Origin of the sequence: Chryseobacterium sp., assembly GCF_041914225.1 — a bacterium.
Taxonomy (GTDB): domain Bacteria; phylum Bacteroidota; class Bacteroidia; order Flavobacteriales; family Weeksellaceae; genus Chryseobacterium.
Genome location: NZ_JAYSDT010000010.1, coordinates 1 through 19,512 on the forward strand (window position 1 = coordinate 1; position 19,512 = coordinate 19,512).

Sequence of the window (19,512 nt, forward strand, 5' to 3'; positions counted from 1 at the left end):
GTATCATAACCCCGTTTTGTTGAAGCAGAGTGTTGATGATTTGGTGACGAATCCTGACGGAATATACGTGGACTGCACCTTTGGAGGAGGAGGCCATTCAAGAGAAATCCTGAGCCGGCTTTCCGATAAAGGAAGATTGTTCAGTTTTGATCAGGATCTGGATGCACTTAAAAATACAATTGATGATCCGCGTTTTACATTGGTTAATCAGAATTTCAGATTCCTGGAAAACTCATTGCTGATGTATGGTGTATCACAGGTAGACGGTGTTCTGGCAGACTTAGGGGTGTCTTCCCATCAGTTTGATGAGGCAGACAGAGGCTTCTCAACAAGAAGTAATGCTCCTTTGGACATGAGAATGAATGTAATGCAGAATCTTGATGCCAAAAGAGTAATCAATGAATATGAAGAAGAAGAGCTTGCCGATCTTTTTTATCACTATGGAGAATTAAGAGAAGCAAGAAAGCTGGCGAGAGAAATTGTTCATCACAGAAAAACAAAAAGTATAGAAACTACGGAAGATCTGAAAAAATTGTTCAGCTACATTCCGCCTCACAAGGTTAATAAATTCTATGCACAGCTTTTTCAGGCGATAAGAATTGAGGTGAACCAGGAGCTTGAAGTATTGAAAGAAATGCTGGTTCAGGCTTACAATGTTTTGAAACCTGAAGGAAGATTAGTCGTTATTTCCTACCACTCTCTGGAAGACCGCCTGGTGAAAAGATTCCTGAAAAACGGAATGTTCGAGGGAGAGCCGGAAAGAGATATCTACGGAAATTATAAAAAGGCATTCGAATTGGTCAAGAGTAAAGCGATCATCCCTGATGACAAAGAGATCGAAGAAAACTCAAGAGCCAGAAGCGCCAAGATGAGAACAGGAATTAAAGTATAAAATGTGAATGAGTGAATCGTCAATAGTGAATCATTAAGCAAATAAAATTAACTATTGATACAAAGTAAATTCACTGCAAAGCAAATTGACATAATAAATTGGCAAAGAGAACAACAAATCGCCCCCAGAAAAGACTCACTTTTATAGACATTATAAAAGGAAACTTTCTGAACCGTGATGAGATCAAAATACATTACAAGTATTTTCTCCTGCTGTTTGTTCTGATGATGGCCATGATTTATACCAACCATCTCGTCAATAAAAAAATTAAAATTGTAAACGCCTTAAAGGAAGAAACAGAAGAATATAAATCGAGAAATGCTTACGCTCAAAGTAAGCTGATCAAAGTAAAAATGGAATCAGAGCTGGGGAAAGAGGTTGCACGGGATTCATTAATGACCCTGGAAAATCACCCTCACAAATTGCTAATAAAACTGGATAGTACAGATGCAAAAGCAAAATGAATACGACAATAAACGTAAAAAAACGTTACGATGGGGCTACCTCTTTGCAGTGGTAGCTTTGTGCGTGTTTGTTATGTTCTTGGCAAGGATTGTGATCCTTCAGAATACCAATGTCCAGGAAATTAAAGATGATTACATTAATAAAAACTATCGTGAAGCCACTTTAAAGGCTGCCCGCGGTAATCTTTTTGCTTCCGACGGTTCTATCCTCGCTACAACTGTAATGCGTTATGACATTTATCTTGACTTCAAGACGATGAAAGATACAGTGTACTCCAACAACATCGGAGCATTGACTGATTCCCTGAGTAAAATGTTCGGGAAACCGAGAAGTGAATTCAGACAGAAGTTTGACGAGCAGAAGAAAAAGAAAAACCAGTACTACACTTTGGTAAAAGGGCTTGATTTTGACCAGTATGACAGAATCAGAAAGTTCCCGATCTTCAAAAGAGGTAAAAATAAAGGAGGATTTATCGTTGACCGGAACTATAAAAGAGAACTGGCTACTTCAGAAATCGGAGCCGGCACCATCGGTATGGATAACGGCGAGCTTAAATCCGGACTGGAAGGTGCTTTTTCAAAATATCTGACAGGTACTGACGGAAAAAGACTGGAACAAAGAATTAACTCTTCCCAGTGGAAACCGATTGATTTCTGGAAAGTTCAGGAACCGGTAGATGGTGAAGATGTTTACACCACTTTAGACCTTAGAATTCAGGACATTGCACACTCGGCTCTTGAGAAGCAGTTAATTAATTTTGAAGCAAAACACGGTACCGTTATCGTCATGGAAGTTGAAACCGGAAAAGTACGTGCTCTTGTTAATTTAAGAAGAACTGAGTCTGGTGATTATGAAGATTCTTACAACTATGCCCTGAAAGATAATATTGAACCCGGATCTACCTTTAAAACCATTTCCCTGCTGGCAGCAATGGATGACGGATTTATTGATGAAAATACCACTGTAAATGTAGGAAACGGAGTATGGGTGTATGCAAAGCAGAGAATTTCTGACGGTCATGGTGGAGGAACATATGATATCAGTGATGTTTTAGCCAAATCAAGCAACGTAGGAACTTCGAAGCTGATCACAAAATATTATGCGGATAAACCACAGATTTTCCTTGATCACCTGAAACGCTGGAAATTATTCGACAAAATGGACATCGAACTTCCCGGTATTACAAAACCAAAAATTGTTACTCCGGAAAACAAAAGATGGAACGCAGCAACCCTTGCCTCTATTTCGTACGGATATTCTTCCAATATCAACCTGCTTCAATTAACAACATTCTACAATGGGGTTGCTAACGGAGGAAAAATGCTTAAGCCTCTATTCATTGATAAAATCATGAAAGACGGAAAAGTGATGTATCAGGCAAAACCGGAAGTAATGGTCAACAAAATGGCCTCTGAAAAAGCCATTAAAATGATGACCAGTGCTTTAACCAAAGCTGTAGAAAAAGGAACAGGACGAAGCATTTTTACACCTAACCTGAAAATGGCAGGGAAAACAGGAACGGCAAGATTTGAGTACTGGCTGCCCGGCCCTATGAAATACCGTGCATCATTCGCAGGCTTCTATCCGGCAGACGCACCCAAATACACCTGTTATGTAATGATCAGTGAACCGAATACGGCAAAAGGGTTTTACGGAGGTTCTGTTTCAGCACCGGTGTTTAAAGAAATTGCGGGAAAAACATTCCTGAAGACGCCGCAGAATATTGAAAAAGAAATGCTGGTAGACAAAAAGGTAAACCTGAGCAAAATGGTGGAACCTAATGTCAAAATAGCAGTAAACGATAAACAGATGCCTAATGTAGTAGGATTAATAGGGAAAAATGTGATCCCGCAATTGGAAAACTTAGGCTACCGTGTCGACTATAAAGGAGTAGGAAGAATTAAAGAACAATTCCCTCTGGAAGGCACAACGATCAGTAAAAACCAGAGAATTTATTTATCTCTGCAGAATTAAGAAACAAGCCCGAAAGGGCAATTTAAAACAAAATAAGGCAAAGCCTTATTGATAAAGATGATTATAACAGAAATAGTAAACAGAATCCCAGTACTGGAAATTCACGGAGATAACACCCGTGAAGTTACTGAATTGGTGATCGACAGCAGAAAAGTTACAGAAGGCTCTCTATATGTTGCAATGAGAGGAACAGTAGTGGATGGCCACTCATTCATCACATCTGCTATTGAAAAAGGAGCTGCAGCAGTTGTTTGCGAAGAACTCCCTGAAACATTGGCAGAAAATGTAACATATATCCTGGTAAAAGATTCATCTAAAGCCTTAGGACACCTCGCTTCCAATTACTATGGAAACCCTTCTCAGAAACTGAAACTGATAGGAGTTACGGGAACTAACGGAAAAACTTCTGTTTCTACCCTTCTTTTTGATGTTTTCAAAAACCTGGGCTATCCTGCTGCCTTACTTTCTACTGTTGAAATCAGAATCGGTGAAGAAATTATACCGGCAACCCACACTACGCCTGATGTGATTACCATCAACAGGATTTTAGCTGAAGCCGTAGAAAAAGGATGTGAATTTGCTTTCATGGAAGTAAGCTCACACGGGATTGCCCAGAACAGGATTGAAGGATTGCACTTCAAAGTGGCTGGTTTCACCAACCTTACTCATGATCATTTAGATTATCATAAAACATTCGAAGAATATTTAAAAACGAAAAAAAGATTCTTTGACGAATTAGAAGATACAGCTATTGCTATCACCAATGTGGATGATAAGAATGGCAATGTCATGCTTCAGAATACAAAGGCTAAAAAGAAGTCTTATGCTCTGAAAACCATGGCAGATTATCACGGAAAACTTTTAGAAGTGGATTTCAACGGAATGCTGCTGAATTTCAACGGAAAAGAATTCTGGACGACATTAACCGGGAAATTCAATGTATACAACTTGCTTCTTGTCTTTGGAATTGCTGCTGAACTAGGTTTTGAACAGGATGAAATTCTTCAGGCCATCAGTAAGTTAAAAAGAGTTTCCGGAAGATTTGAAACCTTCAAATCTGATGGGGGAATATTCTTTATCGTAGATTATGCGCATACTCCGGATGCATTGGAAAACATCCTGGACAGCATCAACGATATCAGAACGAAAAATGAAAGATTAATCACCGTGTTCGGCTGCGGAGGAGACAGAGATCATTCCAAAAGGCCTGAGATGGGAAATATTGCCACTAAAAAATCCACCTTGGCAATCATCACTTCAGACAATCCGAGAACGGAAGATCCGGCACAGATCATCAAAGAAATTGAAGCAGGCGTGGAACCACAGAACTTCAGCAAATACACTTCAATTCCGGACAGAAAAGAAGCCATAAAAATGGCGATAAAATTTGCAGAACCTAAAGATATCGTTTTGGTTGCCGGGAAAGGCCACGAAACCTATCAGGAGATCAATGGTGTGAAACATCATTTTGATGACAAAGAAGTAATTAATGAGCTCTGGAAATTAATGAGCAAATAAATTACAAATGATAATTGGTACGTAACGCTCATCAATTATCAATGATTATTTATTAACAATTGAAACTATGCTATACTATCTATACGAATATCTAACCAACCATGGAATTCACGTTCCGGGATTAGGAATGCTGAAATACATTTCCTTCCGTGCCGGAATGGCTGTACTATTCTCTCTGATTATTGCTCTTGTCTACGGAAAAAGAGTCATTAATTACCTGAGAACAAAACAAATGGGTGAATTGGTACGTGATCTTGGACTGGATGGGCAGAAACAGAAAGAAGGCACTCCTACCATGGGAGGGCTTATCATTATTCTGGCAACCATTATTCCGGTATTGCTGTTTACAAGGATTACCAATGTTTATATTGTCCTTCTGCTGGTTTCAATGTTATGGATGGGAGCAATCGGTTTCCTTGATGATTATTTAAAGAAAATCAAAAAAAATAAAGACGGCTTAAGTGGTAAATTTAAAATTGTAGGCCAGGTCGGATTAGGGCTAATTGTCGGAATTACAATGTACTTCCACCCGGACATCACCGTTAAAAGAAAATATGCAGATGCCAAGGTGGTTAACAGAAACAATGTAGAGCAAAACTTTATGCCTACAGAGAAAATTACCGTTTCCACCGTTCCTTTTGCAAAAAATAATGAATTCGACTACAGCGGAATTTTATTTTGGATGAATGACAAAGATGCCCATGAGTGGGCATGGGTTGTCTTTATTCCTATCGTAATCTTCATTGTAACAGCCGTTTCGAACGGAGCCAATATTACAGACGGGATTGATGGCCTTGCTGCAGGGACAAGTACCATTATACTGCTTACGCTGGCTCTTTTCGCTTACCTTTCCGGGAATATCATCTTTGCAGATTACCTCAATATCATGTTCCTGCCGAACATGGGGGAAACCACCATTTTTGCCGTGGCAATGGTAGGGGCTGTAATTGGCTTCTTCTGGTACAATACCTATCCTGCACAGGTTTTCATGGGAGATACGGGAAGCTTGATGCTTGGAGGAGTCATTGCCGTTTTGGCCATTATTTTAAGAAAAGAATTATTGATTCCGGTATTATGCGGAATATTCTTAATTGAAAACCTTTCTGTAATGCTTCAGGTAGTTGTTTTCAAATACAGAAAAAGAAAATACGGGCTGGAATACGCCCAAAATAACAGACTCTTCAAGATGTCACCGTTACACCATCATTATCAGAAAGAAGGATTCCACGAAAGCAAAATCGTGAACCGGATGATCATCATCGGAGTAATATTGGCTATTGTATGTCTGATCACATTAAAAATGAGATAAATTTTGTAAAAAGTAAAAAGTATTAATGTAAAGAGACACCAGATACATTGTACGTTTTACATTTTACATTTTACAAAAGAATGAATATGAAAATAGTTGTTTTAGGAGGTGGAGAAAGCGGATGCGGCGCTGCTTATTTGGCTAAAAAGAAAGGTCTGGAAGTATTTCTTTCAGATAAAGGAGCCATTAAGGATAACTATAAGCAGTTCCTTACCGATAATGAAATTGAATTTGAAGAAGGAAATCACGATGAAGAAAGAATTTTAAATGCTGACTGGATCGTAAAAAGCCCGGGAATTCCGAAAAAGGCAGAGATTATTAATAAAATTCATGAAAAAGGAATCAGACTTTCCTCTGAAATTGAATTTGCTTCTGAATTTACAGATGCAAAAATTATTGCCATTACCGGAAGCAACGGAAAAACAACTACAACTTCCCTGATCTATTATATCCTTAAAAATGACGGATTAAATGTAGGTTTAGGAGGAAATATCGGCTATAGCTTTGCCAAGCAGGTTGCAGATGAAAACCATGAATATTATGTACTGGAAGTAAGCTCTTTCCAGCTGGATGATATTCAGAATTTCAGACCTTATATCTCTTTATTGCTGAATCTGTCCCAGGATCACCTGGATCAGTACAACTACAACTATGAAGAGTATGCACTGGCAAAATTCAGAATCACTGAAAATCAGGAAAATGATAATTTCTTCATCTATAACAAAGATGATGAAATGAGTAAAAATCTCCTTGAAAAGCTTGAGATAAAGGCAAAAATGATTCCTTTCTCAACAAAAGAGAAATTACAGGAAGGAGGTTTTGTGAATGAAGATGAAATTGTGGTAAAAATGAAAGACGAATTCTCAATGAAAGTTGATGAATTGTCTTTGTTAGGAAATCATAACGTAGCCAACAGTTTAGCCGCATCAATTGCCGGTAAGATATTGGAAATCAACAATGAAAGCATCAGACATTCATTGATGACCTTTCAGGCCGTTGAACACAGATTAGAATTTGTTACTGAAATTGATGGAGTAAAATACATCAACGACAGTAAGGCTACCAACGTGAACGCTACCTACTATGCCTTGGAAAGCATGAAAACACCAACCGTATGGATTGTCGGTGGATTAGATAAAGGAAATGACTACACCGAAATTGAGGATTTAGTTAAAAGAAAAGTAAAGGCAATTGTCTGCCTTGGAGTTGATAATAAGAAGATCATAGATTTCTTTAAAGATAAAAAAGAATTTATTTATGACACTTCAAGCATGGAAGAAGCAGTGAGAATTTCAAAATCACTGGCTAAAAAAGGTGATACCGTTTTACTGTCTCCATGCTGTGCAAGCTTTGACCTGTTCAAAAGCTACGAAGACAGAGGACGCCAGTTTAAACAACAGGTATTAAAGTAAAAATGTAAAAGTATTAATGTATTAACGTATTAATTCATCAATTTCATCAATACATTTTTACATCAGTACATGAATACAATAATTATGGACGAACAGAACACAGAAAGCAGATTTGAATTTCTAAAGGGCGATAAAGTACTTTGGATGGTCATCCTTGTGATTTCCATCTTCTCTATTTTCCCTGTATACTCTGCGAGTTCAAATCTCGAATACATTGTCAATAACGGGACCACAACAGGCCACGTTATCAAACATATGTTCTTTGTAGTCTTAGGTTTGGGTATTATGAGACTGGTAGGAACCGTAAAATATGAATACATCGGAAAGCTCAGCAGCATTCTGCTCGGCCTGATGATTGTCCTATTAGTGGTTACGATGTTTACAGGCCAGACCATTGACGGAGCCAGTGCTTCCAGATGGCTGAAAATTCCCGGAACACCGATCTCCTTCCAGCCTTCATCATTTGCCTTTTTAATGTTAATCATCTATCTGTGCAGATATTTAACCAAAAAAATTACAAGAGAAAGACTTCCGATAGAGAATATCATGTATATCTTCGGACCTATCCTGCTTGTTTTTGTGTTGGTAGCCAAAGATAACGGTTCCACGGCGTTAATGATTTTAATGGTTTCTGTGATTGTTCTTGTGATAGGACAGCTTCACTGGAAATACATTGCAGGATTTATTTCCGCATCATTTGTAGCCATCGTATTCTTCTTATTGATTGCTTTAAATACCAACCTTATTGGAGGAAATCGTGTCCACACATGGATGAGCCGTATTGAAACATTTACATCCAGCAAAGCCAAAACAGCCGATGTGGACGATGAAAGTGTAAAAGCGAAAAATTACCAGGTAATGCAGGCCAAAGCAGCCATTGTGCATGGCGGAATTACCGGAATGGGACCAGGAAAAAGTGCATTGAAACAAATGCTTCCGCAATCTGCTTCTGACTTTATTTTCGCAGTCATTGTAGAAGAATATGGGCTGATAGGCGCAGCCTTTCTGATCAGTTTATACCTGATTATGATGATCAGGATCGTCATGATCGCCAGCAAGATGCCGGCATTTTTCGGATCGTTGCTCGTGCTCAGTCTCGGGGTAATGATCTTTATTCAGCTTTCGGTAAACATAGCCGTTGCAGTAAACCTGATTCCTGTAACAGGACAGCCGCTGCCTTTGATCAGTTATGGGGGAACCTCAATGCTGGTAACCTATTTACAGTTAGGTATTATTTTAAATATAAGCTCAAGGATCCAGATTTATGACGAAGAAGGAATGGGCAAAAAACAAAGTATAGCAGAAATAAACGATATCGCTTAAAATGGACAAAAAATTAAGAATATTATTATCAGGCGGAGGAACGGGAGGACATATCTTTCCTGCCATCGCTATTGCAGATGAGATCCGAAAAAGATTTCCTGATGCAGAATTTTTGTTCATTGGTGCCAACGGGAAAATGGAAATGGAAAAAGTTCCCCAGGCAGGCTATAAAATTGAGGGAATTGATATTGCCGGAATCGATAGAGGAAATCTGCTATCCAACCTGGGACTCCCTTTCAAGATTCTGAAAAGCTTATCAAAATCTAAAAGGATTATCAAAAACTTCGCGCCTGACTTTGCTGTAGGAACTGGAGGATTTGCCAGCGGACCCGCTCTTTATGAAGCCAGTAAAATGGGAATTCCGATTTTCATTCAGGAACAAAATGCTCACGCAGGAGTTACCAATAAAATCCTCAGCAAGAAAGCTAAAGCAGTCTTCACTGCTTATCCTAAAGTAGACGGCTTTCCCGCAGAGAAAATAAAATTCCTGGGAAATCCGATTCGTTCAACTATTATTTCAGGAATGCAGGAAACCGCTCAGGCAAAAGAGAAAATGGGACTGGATAAAGACAAACTTACCATTCTTTCAGTAGGTGGTTCTTTAGGATCCAGAACATTAAATAATGCATGGAAAGAAAACCTTGAAAATCTGAAAGAAAAAGGGTATCAGTTAATTTGGCAAACAGGAAAACTGGATTACAACGAATTATCATCCAGCCTTCAGCTCCCAGCTTCAATTCATCTGAAAGAATTTATTAAAGACATGGAACTGGCTTATTCTGCCGCTGATATTATTGTTTCCAGAGCCGGAGCTATTGCCATTTCAGAGCTGGCTGTAGCACAGAAACCGGTGCTTTTGGTACCTTTCCCTTTTGCAGCGGAAGACCATCAAACCAAAAACGCCATGAATCTGGTAGAAAAGAACGCAGCCAGAATGGTAAAAGACTCTGAAATGCAGGAAAAATTCTGGAATACATTATCAGAAATCTGCGAAAATGAAAATATGAGAAAAGAAATGTCTGACAATCTGAAATATTTTGCCAAGCCAAATGCGGCGAAAGAGATTGTAGATGAAATATTTAATGTGATAAAATAGAAAGGCTTCGACAAGCTCAGCCTGACATTAGTAAAATAAAACAGCTAGTATTAGAACTGTCACCCTGAGCTTGTCGAAGGGCCAGTAAGCAAACACAAATGAATGAAAATATATTATGTATACATTGTAAAATGTTCCGATAATTCTTACTATACAGGCTTTACCAATGATTTGGAAAGAAGAATTAACGAACATAATGACGGATTAAATCCTGAAAGTTACACGTATACAAGAAAACCTGTAGAACTTGTTTTCTACCATGAGTTTAATGATGTTAATCAAGCTATAAGCTTTGAAAAACAAGTTAAAGGCTGGAGTAGGAAAAAGAAGGAAGCAATAATAAATAATAACTGGGATTTATTACCCTTGTTATCAAAAAATAGGATGAAAGATTAGGGCTTCGACAAGCTCAGCCTGACATGAGTAAAATAAAACAGTTAGTATTAGAGCTGTCACCCTGAGCTTGTCGAAGGGGGTCACACCGCTAAAATATAATTTATTAACGGGGCATGGATGTTAGTTGATTAATGCCTTTATAAAATATTAGTAATAAAACTCTGAGCTGTTTCAGAAGTTATTAAAGATTAAAATATAAATGAACATTTTACAAACATATCAGACTTTTTACTTCGTCGGGATCGGAGGTATCGGGATGAGCGCACTGGCACGTTATTTCAACGCATCCGGAAAAAAAGTATTGGGATATGATAAAACCAATACCAAACTTACTCAGAACCTGATGAATGAAGGCATTGATATTGTTTTTGAAGACCTTATTGATGAAAGGATAACTTCCCTTCAGAAAGAAGATACATTGGTCATCTACACTCCGGCCATCAAAACACTCGGAATATTGGATTACTTCAACCAAAATCAGTTTGAAGTATTGAAACGAGCTAAGGTTTTAGGATTAATTACAGAAAATACAGACTGTATTGCCATTGCAGGCACTCATGGAAAGACAACAACGTCTACCCTTGTTGCCCATTTATGCAAAGAAGCAAACCTTCCTTTCTCATGCTTTTTAGGGGGCATTTCTGAAAACTTTAAATCCAACTTTCTGTACAATGGTTCCACTTATTCAGTAGTTGAAGCAGATGAATACGACAGAAGCTTCCTGAACCTTTCTCCGGACTGGGCAGTGGTTACCTCTACAGATGCCGACCACCTGGATATCTATGGAGATAAAAACCACATTGAAGAAGGATTCAGACAGTTTGCAGCCTTAGTACCTCAAGACCGTCAGCTTTTTGTAAGAAAAGGACTGGAAATCGGCAGAGGACATCAGACTTATGCAGTCAATGAGCCTGCAGATTATTACTCAGACAACCTACGTATGGATCATGATAAAATCTATTTTGATTTCCATACCCCAACTGAAACAGTAAAAGATTTTGTCTGGGAAATTCCTGGTATCCATAATGTGGAAAATGCTACTGCAGCACTGGCTATTCTGCATAATTTAGGAGCAGATTTTGATACGCTGAAAAAAGCAATTGCCAATTTTAAGGGAATTAAAAGAAGATATACCAAACATATTTATCAGAACGGTAAAATTTATATTGATGATTACGCTCACCATCCTACAGAAATCAATGCTGTAATGAGCTCAATCAGAACATTTTACCCTGACAAAAAACTTCTGGTAGCCTTCCAGCCACACCTTTTCAGCAGAACAAGAGATTTCGCAGACGGCTTTGCGGAAAGCTTAAGCAAGGCAGATGAACTTATCCTTCTTGATATTTATCCTGCAAGAGAACTGCAGGAAAATTTTGAAGGAATTACTTCAGACTGGCTGTTGGAAAAAGTAACATTAGATAAAAAAGAGGTATCGGCTTTATCCGATGCTTTTGAAAAAATAAAAGAAAAAGATTTTGATATCCTCCTTACGGTAGGGGCAGGAAATATAGATACCCTGTATGATCCTATTTGTGAATGGATACAAAAAGTTTGATGTAAGCGCTGCGTTCGCGAAGAAAAATATGAAAAATAAATACAGAATATTAAAAATTGTTGTCACTGTAATTATCTTAGGATTTTTACTGAGCTTCTCATTGAGGAGATTCAGCCGTGAGCAGATTACAGACAATAAGATTTCTGTAAAGATGAGTGAAAAAACACCGGTGTATTTTGTGGATGAAAAAGACATCAGGGAGATTGTAAAAAAAGAAAACCCGTCAGGAAAAGTTGGAGATCTTAATATTCCTGCTTTAGAAAAAAAGATTAATTCCTTACCGGCGGTAGACAGTGCCAATGTTTATCTGAACCTGAACGGAAAACTGAACCTGGATATCAAACAGAGAGTTCCGGTTTTCAGATTGAATAAAGATGGAAAAGACTTCTATGTGGATGAAAAAGGTATTGAATTCCCGATCTCAAGAACCTATTCGCATCCTTGTATGCTGGTCACAGGAAATGTACAACCGGATGAATATGAAAAGCTGGCGGAGCTGGTAGAAAAGATTGACAAAGATGATTTCAGTAAGAAATATTTTATCGGAATCTCAAAAAATAAAGACAGCTACAGCCTGCTTACAAGTGAAGGCAACTACAGAGTAGAAATCGGAGATCTTGATAATATTGATTTTAAAGTAAAAGGATTCAAAACCTTTGTGGAGAAATACCTGGTGTATCAGGATCCTCAGAAGTACAGCATGGTTTCTGTGAAATACCAGAATCAGATTGTCACCACTTTAAACCCGTATTTTAAAGAAAATGACAGTATTTTAAAAGCTGGAAAAATGGAACTGGCAAAAGCGCCTACCGTAGCTGCAGCCAAAAAGACGGAGGTTAAGCCCAAAACAGCGGAAGCAAAAAAGACCAGCTCACCCCCGGTAAGACCGCAAGAGAGTACAAAACCGAAAACACATACAAAGGAAACGAAAAAAGCAGAAAAAAAGCCCCCCGTCAAGGCACACAAAAGTAAAAATAGAATAAATCCGAAAGGACAATTATACACAAATAGGAGAATATCCTTATAGAAAAAAGGGAAAAGTAGAAAAAATCAAATCGATATAAAATGGAAAATCAAGAGTATTCAGTAGGTCTGGACATCGGGACAACGAAGATAGTCGCGATTGTCGGAAGAAGGAATGCACACGGGAAAATAGAAGTTCTCGGTGTAGGAAAAGCTAAAAGTCTTGGTGTTCATAAAGGTATTGTGAATAATATTTCACAGACCATTAATTCAATCAAGGCTGCAGTATCCGAAGCACAATCCAGTGCCGGAGTTCCTATCCGCAAAGTCACGGTAGGTATTGCAGGAAAACACATCCGTTCTCTGCAGCACTCCGATTATATTATGCGTGAACATCCTGATAAATTTATTACAGACGACGACATTGAAGCATTAAAAGATCAGGTAAAAAAGCTGGTTATGCTTCCCGGAGAAGAAATTATCCACGTACTTCCTCAAGAATATAAAGTGGATTCCGAGGGGGAAATTCAGGAACCTGTCGGAATGCATGGTAAGCGTTTAGAAGCCAACTTCCACGTTGTAGTGGGTCAGATGGGAAGCATCAGAAACATTGCAAGATGCGTTCGTGAAGCCGGATTAGAAATGGAAGCCCTTACTTTAGAGCCATTGGCCTCTTCAGAAGCGGTCCTTACAAAAGAAGAAAAAGAAGCCGGTGTGGCAATTGTTGACATTGGTGGTGGTACAACCGATATTGCGATCTTCAAAGATAATATCATCCGCCATACCTGCGTAATTCCATACGGGGGCGGAATTATTACCGAAGATATCAAAGAAGGATGCTCCATCATAGAGAAACATGCAGAACAACTGAAAGTAAAATTTGGTTCGGCTGTTCCCGAATTGGAAAAAGACAGTACTTTTGTAACAATTCCGGGTCTTCACGGAAGACCGGACAAAGAAATTTCTTTAAAAACTCTGGCGCAGATCATCAATGCAAGAGTAGAAGAAGTTCTTGAAATGGTAAATACGGAGCTGAAAGCATATGGTGCTTTTGAGCAAAAGAAAAAGCTTATTGCAGGAATCGTGCTTACCGGCGGGGGATCAAATTTAAAACACCTTCGTCAGCTTGCCAATTATACCACAGGTTTTGACAGCAGAATCGGTTTTGCGAATGAATATATCGCCAACGATAAAAATCAGTATCTGAAAGGCCCTGAATTTGCTACATCTATCGGATTGCTGATGGAAAGCTTAAAGATCAGGGACAAAAAGCAGAATATTGATGAAATAACAGAAGTTGTCACTGAACAGCCAAAACCGGAAGTTACTGCAGCACAGACAGAAGCCGTTCAACCTGTTCAGCAGGCAGCCCCGGTCATGGAGCAGCATTCTGAAAATGAAAGACAGGAAAACAGAAAAGCGAAGTTAACCTTCGGGCAGTCGCTTATGGAAAAAGTAAAAAAATTCTTTGAAGAAGTAGAGTAAATTATAAATGATGAGTGATAAGCGATAAACGATCTTTCCTTATCCATTATCATTAATCAATGACCAATTATAATTGTAAAAAGTATAGTTATGGAAAATATAGGTTCACAAGGATTTTCATTTGATTTACCAAAAGGAAATTCATCCATTATAAAAGTAATCGGTGTAGGGGGCGGTGGAAACAACGCTCTGAAGCATATGTACGAGAAAGGTATTCACGGTGTTGATTTCGTGATCTGTAATACAGATGCCCAGACTTTAGATAATAACCCGGTAGCCAATAAAGTTCAGTTGGGAACTTCTATCACAGAAGGTCTTGGAGCAGGTGCCGATCCTGAAGTTGGTGAGAAATCAGCCATCGAAAGTATTGAAGATATCAAAGCCGCTATGGGGCAGAACACAAAAATGGTGTTCATCACTGCCGGAATGGGTGGTGGTACAGGTACCGGAGCTGCTCCTGTCATTGCTAAAGTAGCAAAAGACATGGGTATTCTGACCGTAGGTATTGTTACCGTTCCTTTCAGTTTTGAAGGGAAAAGAAGACTAGAGCAGGCAGAAAACGGGCTTGATAAATTAAGAAACAATGTTGACTCGCTTATTGTGATCAACAATGATAAACTGAGACAGCAGTTCGGAAACCTTGGATTCAAACAGGGATTCTCAAAAGCCGATGAAGTATTAACCAATGCTGCCAAAGGGATGGCAGAAGTTATTACAGGTTACTTTGATGTAAACATTGACTTCAGAGACGCTAAATCTGTACTTCAGAATTCAGGTACGGCATTGATGTCTACAGGGATTGCTTCAGGTGAAAATAAAGCGGAAGAAGCAGTAAGAAAGGCATTAGACTCTCCGTTGCTGAACGACAATAAGATCACAGGAGCGAAAAACGTTCTTTTATTGATCAGAAGTGGTGCTGAAGAAGTTACCATGGATGAAATCGGTGTGATCATGGACCATATCCAGAAAGAGGCAGGAAACACAGCTGATATTATTTTCGGGGTAGGTGCTGATGAAGAATTGGGAGATGCGGTAAGTGTTCTTGTTATCGCAACAGGATTCTCTAACGATAATAAAAAATTTGCTGGTCCTACAGAGAAAATCAGAATCAGTCTTAATGACAGTTTAGAGGCTCCGAAAAATTCTCCTTTCAAAACAAGAGAAGAAAGAGAGTCTGCAACAGAAACGACACACGATTTTGGAGGAAAAAACCTTTTCAGGCTGGATGACGAAGACCACGACATCTCTTTCAATGTGAAGTCTACTGAAAAAAAAATGATCATTGAAGAAGAACAGCCAAGAACTGAAATAAAATTCTTTGATAAAGAAGAAGATACGGTAAATACTCCGGAGCAGAACTGGAGAAATGAAGAAGGCGGAGAAGAAGAATACAGCTTATTTTCCATTGATGAAGAGCATGATGACCCTAACGATCTTGAGATCCAGTCTTTCTCATTTGATTTTGAAAACAAAAAAGATGAGCCACAATCCGGAGCTCCCCTTACAAGCTCTTTTTCAGAGGAAAAACCAGTTGAATTCAGTTTCTTTGTAAATGAGCCTGTCAGAAACGAACCAAATACGGATTTCGGACAGCCAAAAGCGGAATTTAATACTCCAACAAACGCTGCTGTAGCTGAACCTGCTCAAAAGATTGAAACATTCTATCAGAAACAGGAAGAGCCTAAGGCTGAAACAAAACCAGCTTTTGAAAACAAAACTGAAACTCCGAAAACTGAAGAATCAGAATTCACTTTTGTGAATAAAACGATCGATCAGGAAAGAGTTATCGAAAGAAGAAATAAATTAAAAGAATTCAACTCCCGCTATCAAAGCTTTGACAGCACCAGTGAATTTGAATCTATCCCTGCTTTCAAAAGAAAAAATATTTCGATCGACGGAAACAATGCATCGGACCAGAATATCAATACATACCTGTCTGATAACAACGGTTCCATGCAGATCAGAGAAAACAGGTTTTTGAATAAAGACGTAGACTAAATTAACTTGAGAATGAAATAATTTGAGAATTTGAAAATTAACCAATTGTTAGAAATTAGGAATTCGGTGTATTGGCTGATTATTTTAATTAATATTATAAAGCTCAATCATTTACCATTACCTTTATCATTTTCAAATTATTTCATTTTAAAATTTTCAAATCATAATAACGATGAGTTTAGAAAATACAATAAACGAAGCTATAAAAACAGCAATGAGGGCTAAAGACAAAGTGGCTTTAGATTCTCTGCGTGCTGTAAAATCTCAGATATTACTGCTTAAAACTGAGGCCGTAGGAGCTGAAGTAACAGCAGAACAGGAAATTGCTATTCTTCAGAGAATGGTAAAACAGCGTAAGGATTCTTACGACCAGTTTACGGCACAGGGAAGAAATGACCTTGCTGAAGTGGAAGATGCTCAAATGAAAGTTATTGAGCAGTTTTTACCGAAACAGCTTTCTGCTGAAGAACTGGAAACAGAAATGAGAAACATTATTTCTGAAACCGGAGCTGAATCTGTCAAAGATTTAGGGAAGGTAATGGGAGTGGCATCAAAAGCGCTAGCCGGAAAATCTGACGGAAAAAGTATTTCCGAGATGGCTAAAAAGCTCCTTTCTTAATCGTGATGTGCGTTTGATTCAGAGTTTATTCTGAAGCCAGACAGTATACTTCACACCATAACTATAGGATATACAACCTTTGCATATCGATTTGATTAAAGAAGCCCTGAACTGTTCGGTTCAGGGCTTCATTTCTTTGGATATTAAAGTTTATCAGTCAGTTTGATTCTAAACTGAAAAAAGTGTTAAAATACTACCATATTTCAGACAGTGTTTAAGTGGTTGATTGCTTGAGGGAAAGCTTCTAAATGTTTTTTCACGGTCGTTTGTTTTTCAGAATCATTTCAAATTTAATAATAATATTTCATTATTCCTAGTCTTAATTCACTTTTTTTTGAATATTATTACATTATTAATATTTCATTAATTTTATATGACTAAACGACTGATAGTTTTTATATATTGAACAAACGCAAAGAATTGCTTAACTTTGTAGAGATAAAAAACAAAATATATGTATCCAACAGATTTAGTAATGCCTATGAAGGCAGAGCTTACAGATAAAGGTTTCCAGGATTTAACAACTCCGGCTCAGGTAGAAGAAGCTTTGAAGCAATCCGGAACCACATTATTGGTAATCAACTCCGTATGTGGTTGTGCTGCAGGTGCGGCAAGACCAGGAGTAGTATACTCTTTAACTGGAGATAAAAAACCAGATCATTTAACAACCGTATTCGCAGGATATGATACTGAGGCTGTGGTGGAAGCAAGAAAACACCTTGCACCATTCCCTCCAAGTTCTCCATGTGTAGCGCTTTTCAAAGATGGTGAATTGGTCCACATGTTAGAAAGACATCACATTGAAGGAAACCCTGCAGGTGCTATTGCTGCTAACCTTCAGGCTGCATACGATGAGTATTGTTAATAAACAATAAACTAAATATCAAACCGTTACAAATTTTGTAACGGTTTTTTTATTTAATCACGTAAAAAATTTTCTGAAAATTCAAATATCATTATATTTGTTGGAATGGCAACCAAAGCACTTTTCAATACCGTAGTCAACTGGTTTATCCGTCAAAGGATTGATCAGATACAGAATTTCATGGACCATCCCATTGAAACACAAAAAGGGATACTCTTCTCCCAGCTGTTTCATGCAGAGGACACGGAATATGGTAAATTATACGGATTCAATTCTATATCGAGCTATCAGGATTTTAAAAATAAAGTTCCCATTGTCACTTATGAAGAAATGGAACCTTATATTGAAAAAGCAAGACAAGGACATAAGGACGTAAGCTGGCCAGGCCTCATCAAGCATTTTGCCAAGTCATCCGGCACAACAAATGCCAGGAGCAAGTTTATTCCCATCTCTGCTGAAAGCCTTGAGTACTGCCACATGAAGGCAGGAAAGGACATGGTTTCCATTTATGCCAACAATCATCCGGAAAACCAGCTTTTTAACTATAAAAATTTACGTTTAGGCGGCAGCTCTGAGCTGTATGCAGATTTCAACACCAAATTTGGAGATTTATCTGCTATTTTAATTGATAACCTTCCGTTCTGGGTAGAGATTACCACAACTCCCAGCAAGAAGGTTTCTCTGATGGGAGAATGGGAAAGCAAGCTGAAAGCGATCACTTCCGAAGTTAAAAATGAAGACGTTGGAAGTATCCTTGGCGTACCAAGCTGGATGATGGTTCTTCTGCAAAGAGTATTGAAGGAAACCAATGTAGGAAGTATTTCCGAGCTATGGCCTAATCTGGAGGTGTTTTTTCACGGCGGAATCAGCTTCAAGCCCTACAGGGAGCAATACAGGCAGATCATCGGAAAAAACATCAATTACTACGAAATTTACAATGCTTCTGAAGGGTTCTTCGGGATCCAGGACAGATCAGACAGTGATGAGATGCTTCTGATGCTGGATTATGGTATATTTTATGAATTTATCCCGATGGATCAGTTCCATTTTTCAAATCCGAAGGTCGTAAGCCTGGAAGACGTGGAAGTAGGGAAAAATTATGCCATGGTCATTACCACCAACGGAGGGCTTTGGAGATACCTGATTGGTGACACCGTAGTCTTTACTTCAACCAACCCTTTCAGAATAAAAATAACAGGAAGAACAAAGCACTACATCAATGCTTTTGGAGAGGAACTCATGATTACCAATGTAGAATCTGCTCTTTCAAAGGCCTGTGAAGCTACAGGTGCACAAATCACCGATTTCACTGGAGCTCCTGTCTTTATGAAAGGAAATGAAGGCGGCGCCCATGAGTGGATTTTTGAATTCAGCCAGCATCCGGATAATCTGGACAACTTTATAGATGCCTTTGACAAGCATCTGAAAGCTATTAATTCAGATTATGAGGCAAAAAGGTACAATAACATGACTTTAAAAAGACCTATTGTACATATCGCCAAAGAAAACCTTTTCTATCAGTGGCTGGAGGCTAAAGGAAAGCTTGGCGGACAAAATAAGGTACCACGACTGAGCAATGACAGAGAATATATTGATCCGTTGCTGGAAATGAATAAATAAAGGAGAATGTTCATTTCAT

16 protein-coding genes are annotated in these 19,512 nt (G+C 38.5%); all 16 read left to right on the forward strand.

The genetic code is table 11. The features are described from left to right. Window positions 1–892, forward strand: an 892-nt coding sequence (rsmH, locus tag ACE3RB_RS06645) for a 16S rRNA (cytosine(1402)-N(4))-methyltransferase RsmH (RefSeq protein ID WP_374463516.1), incomplete at its 5' end; no start/stop codon positions are given. Between the two features lie 98 nt (window positions 893–990). Beyond that, entirely contained in the window at window positions 991–1,356 is a 366-nt protein-coding gene (locus ACE3RB_RS06650) for an FtsL-like putative cell division protein (protein WP_002981890.1), read from the forward strand. Then, on the forward strand, window positions 1,340–3,331 hold the full coding sequence (locus tag ACE3RB_RS06655; protein WP_374463517.1) for a penicillin-binding transpeptidase domain-containing protein: 1,992 nt from the start codon (window positions 1,340–1,342) through the stop codon (window positions 3,329–3,331). The genes ACE3RB_RS06650 and ACE3RB_RS06655 overlap by 17 nt, the downstream gene beginning before the upstream one ends. A gap of 57 nt (window positions 3,332–3,388) precedes the next feature. After that, entirely contained in the window at window positions 3,389–4,849 is a 1,461-nt protein-coding gene (locus ACE3RB_RS06660) for a UDP-N-acetylmuramoyl-L-alanyl-D-glutamate--2,6-diaminopimelate ligase (protein WP_374463518.1), read from the forward strand. Window positions 4,850–4,916: 67 nt separating this feature from the next. Further along, on the forward strand, window positions 4,917–6,158 hold the full coding sequence (gene mraY / locus ACE3RB_RS06665; RefSeq protein WP_002981893.1) for a phospho-N-acetylmuramoyl-pentapeptide-transferase: 1,242 nt from the start codon (window positions 4,917–4,919) through the stop codon (window positions 6,156–6,158). An 86-nt stretch (window positions 6,159–6,244) separates the two neighbouring features. Then, window positions 6,245–7,570 carry a UDP-N-acetylmuramoyl-L-alanine--D-glutamate ligase gene (murD, locus tag ACE3RB_RS06670; RefSeq protein ID WP_374463519.1) on the forward strand — a complete coding sequence of 442 codons (1,326 nt, stop codon included), beginning with the start codon at window positions 6,245–6,247 and terminating at the stop codon, window positions 7,568–7,570. A gap of 69 nt (window positions 7,571–7,639) precedes the next feature. Continuing rightward, the gene (locus ACE3RB_RS06675; RefSeq protein WP_374463520.1) at window positions 7,640–8,893 is read left to right on the forward strand and encodes an FtsW/RodA/SpoVE family cell cycle protein; all 1,254 of its coding nucleotides are present in this window, start codon (window positions 7,640–7,642) and stop codon (window positions 8,891–8,893) included. A gap of 1 nt (window position 8,894) precedes the next feature. Next, a complete protein-coding gene (gene murG / locus ACE3RB_RS06680; protein ID WP_374463521.1) occupies window positions 8,895–9,989 on the forward strand; it encodes an undecaprenyldiphospho-muramoylpentapeptide beta-N-acetylglucosaminyltransferase in 1,095 nt (364 codons plus the stop codon). A gap of 102 nt (window positions 9,990–10,091) precedes the next feature. Beyond that, window positions 10,092–10,385 (forward strand): GIY-YIG nuclease family protein, encoded by a 294-nt coding sequence (locus tag ACE3RB_RS06685; RefSeq protein ID WP_374463522.1) that lies wholly within the window; start codon window positions 10,092–10,094, stop codon window positions 10,383–10,385. A gap of 199 nt (window positions 10,386–10,584) precedes the next feature. Next, window positions 10,585–11,943, forward strand: coding sequence for a UDP-N-acetylmuramate--L-alanine ligase (gene murC, locus ACE3RB_RS06690; protein ID WP_374463523.1), 1,359 nt, complete (start codon window positions 10,585–10,587; stop codon window positions 11,941–11,943). A gap of 28 nt (window positions 11,944–11,971) precedes the next feature. Next, a complete protein-coding gene (locus ACE3RB_RS06695; RefSeq protein WP_374463524.1) occupies window positions 11,972–12,970 on the forward strand; it encodes a cell division protein FtsQ/DivIB in 999 nt (332 codons plus the stop codon). A 38-nt stretch (window positions 12,971–13,008) separates the two neighbouring features. After that, the gene (gene ftsA, locus ACE3RB_RS06700) at window positions 13,009–14,391 is read left to right on the forward strand and encodes a cell division protein FtsA (RefSeq protein ID WP_374463525.1); all 1,383 of its coding nucleotides are present in this window, start codon (window positions 13,009–13,011) and stop codon (window positions 14,389–14,391) included. A 90-nt stretch (window positions 14,392–14,481) separates the two neighbouring features. After that, window positions 14,482–16,389 carry a cell division protein FtsZ gene (ftsZ, locus tag ACE3RB_RS06705; protein WP_374463526.1) on the forward strand — a complete coding sequence of 636 codons (1,908 nt, stop codon included), beginning with the start codon at window positions 14,482–14,484 and terminating at the stop codon, window positions 16,387–16,389. Between the two features lie 172 nt (window positions 16,390–16,561). Then, window positions 16,562–17,008, forward strand: coding sequence for a GatB/YqeY domain-containing protein (locus tag ACE3RB_RS06710; protein ID WP_374463527.1), 447 nt, complete (start codon window positions 16,562–16,564; stop codon window positions 17,006–17,008). Window positions 17,009–17,462: 454 nt separating this feature from the next. Then, complete coding sequence (locus ACE3RB_RS06715) at window positions 17,463–17,873, forward strand: BrxA/BrxB family bacilliredoxin (RefSeq protein ID WP_002981903.1); 411 nt, start codon at window positions 17,463–17,465, stop codon at window positions 17,871–17,873. 105 nt (window positions 17,874–17,978) lie between these two features. Further along, window positions 17,979–19,493 (forward strand): GH3 auxin-responsive promoter family protein, encoded by a 1,515-nt coding sequence (locus ACE3RB_RS06720; protein ID WP_374463528.1) that lies wholly within the window; start codon window positions 17,979–17,981, stop codon window positions 19,491–19,493. Window positions 19,494–19,512: the final 19 nt, after the last annotated feature.

Bases quoted from the DNA above. Each gene is read 5' to 3' on its own strand.
- mraY (WP_002981893.1), top strand. From the start codon at position 4,917: ATGCTATACTATCTATACGAATATCTAACCAACCATGGAATTCACGTT.
- ACE3RB_RS06685 (WP_374463522.1), top strand. From the start codon at position 10,092: ATGAAAATATATTATGTATACATTGTAAAATGTTCCGATAATTCTTAC.
- ACE3RB_RS06695 (WP_374463524.1), top strand. From the start codon at position 11,972: ATGAAAAATAAATACAGAATATTAAAAATTGTTGTCACTGTAATTATC.
- ACE3RB_RS06710 (WP_374463527.1), top strand. From the start codon at position 16,562: ATGAGTTTAGAAAATACAATAAACGAAGCTATAAAAACAGCAATGAGG.
- ACE3RB_RS06675 (WP_374463520.1), top strand. From the start codon at position 7,640: ATGAATACAATAATTATGGACGAACAGAACACAGAAAGCAGATTTGAA.
- ACE3RB_RS06715 (WP_002981903.1), top strand. From the start codon at position 17,463: ATGTATCCAACAGATTTAGTAATGCCTATGAAGGCAGAGCTTACAGAT.
- murD (WP_374463519.1), top strand. From the start codon at position 6,245: ATGAAAATAGTTGTTTTAGGAGGTGGAGAAAGCGGATGCGGCGCTGCT.
- ACE3RB_RS06720 (WP_374463528.1), top strand. From the start codon at position 17,979: ATGGCAACCAAAGCACTTTTCAATACCGTAGTCAACTGGTTTATCCGT.
- ACE3RB_RS06660 (WP_374463518.1), top strand. From the start codon at position 3,389: ATGATTATAACAGAAATAGTAAACAGAATCCCAGTACTGGAAATTCAC.
- ftsA (WP_374463525.1), top strand. From the start codon at position 13,009: ATGGAAAATCAAGAGTATTCAGTAGGTCTGGACATCGGGACAACGAAG.
- murG (WP_374463521.1), top strand. From the start codon at position 8,895: ATGGACAAAAAATTAAGAATATTATTATCAGGCGGAGGAACGGGAGGA.
- ACE3RB_RS06655 (WP_374463517.1), top strand. From the start codon at position 1,340: ATGCAAAAGCAAAATGAATACGACAATAAACGTAAAAAAACGTTACGA.
- murC (WP_374463523.1), top strand. From the start codon at position 10,585: ATGAACATTTTACAAACATATCAGACTTTTTACTTCGTCGGGATCGGA.
- ftsZ (WP_374463526.1), top strand. From the start codon at position 14,482: ATGGAAAATATAGGTTCACAAGGATTTTCATTTGATTTACCAAAAGGA.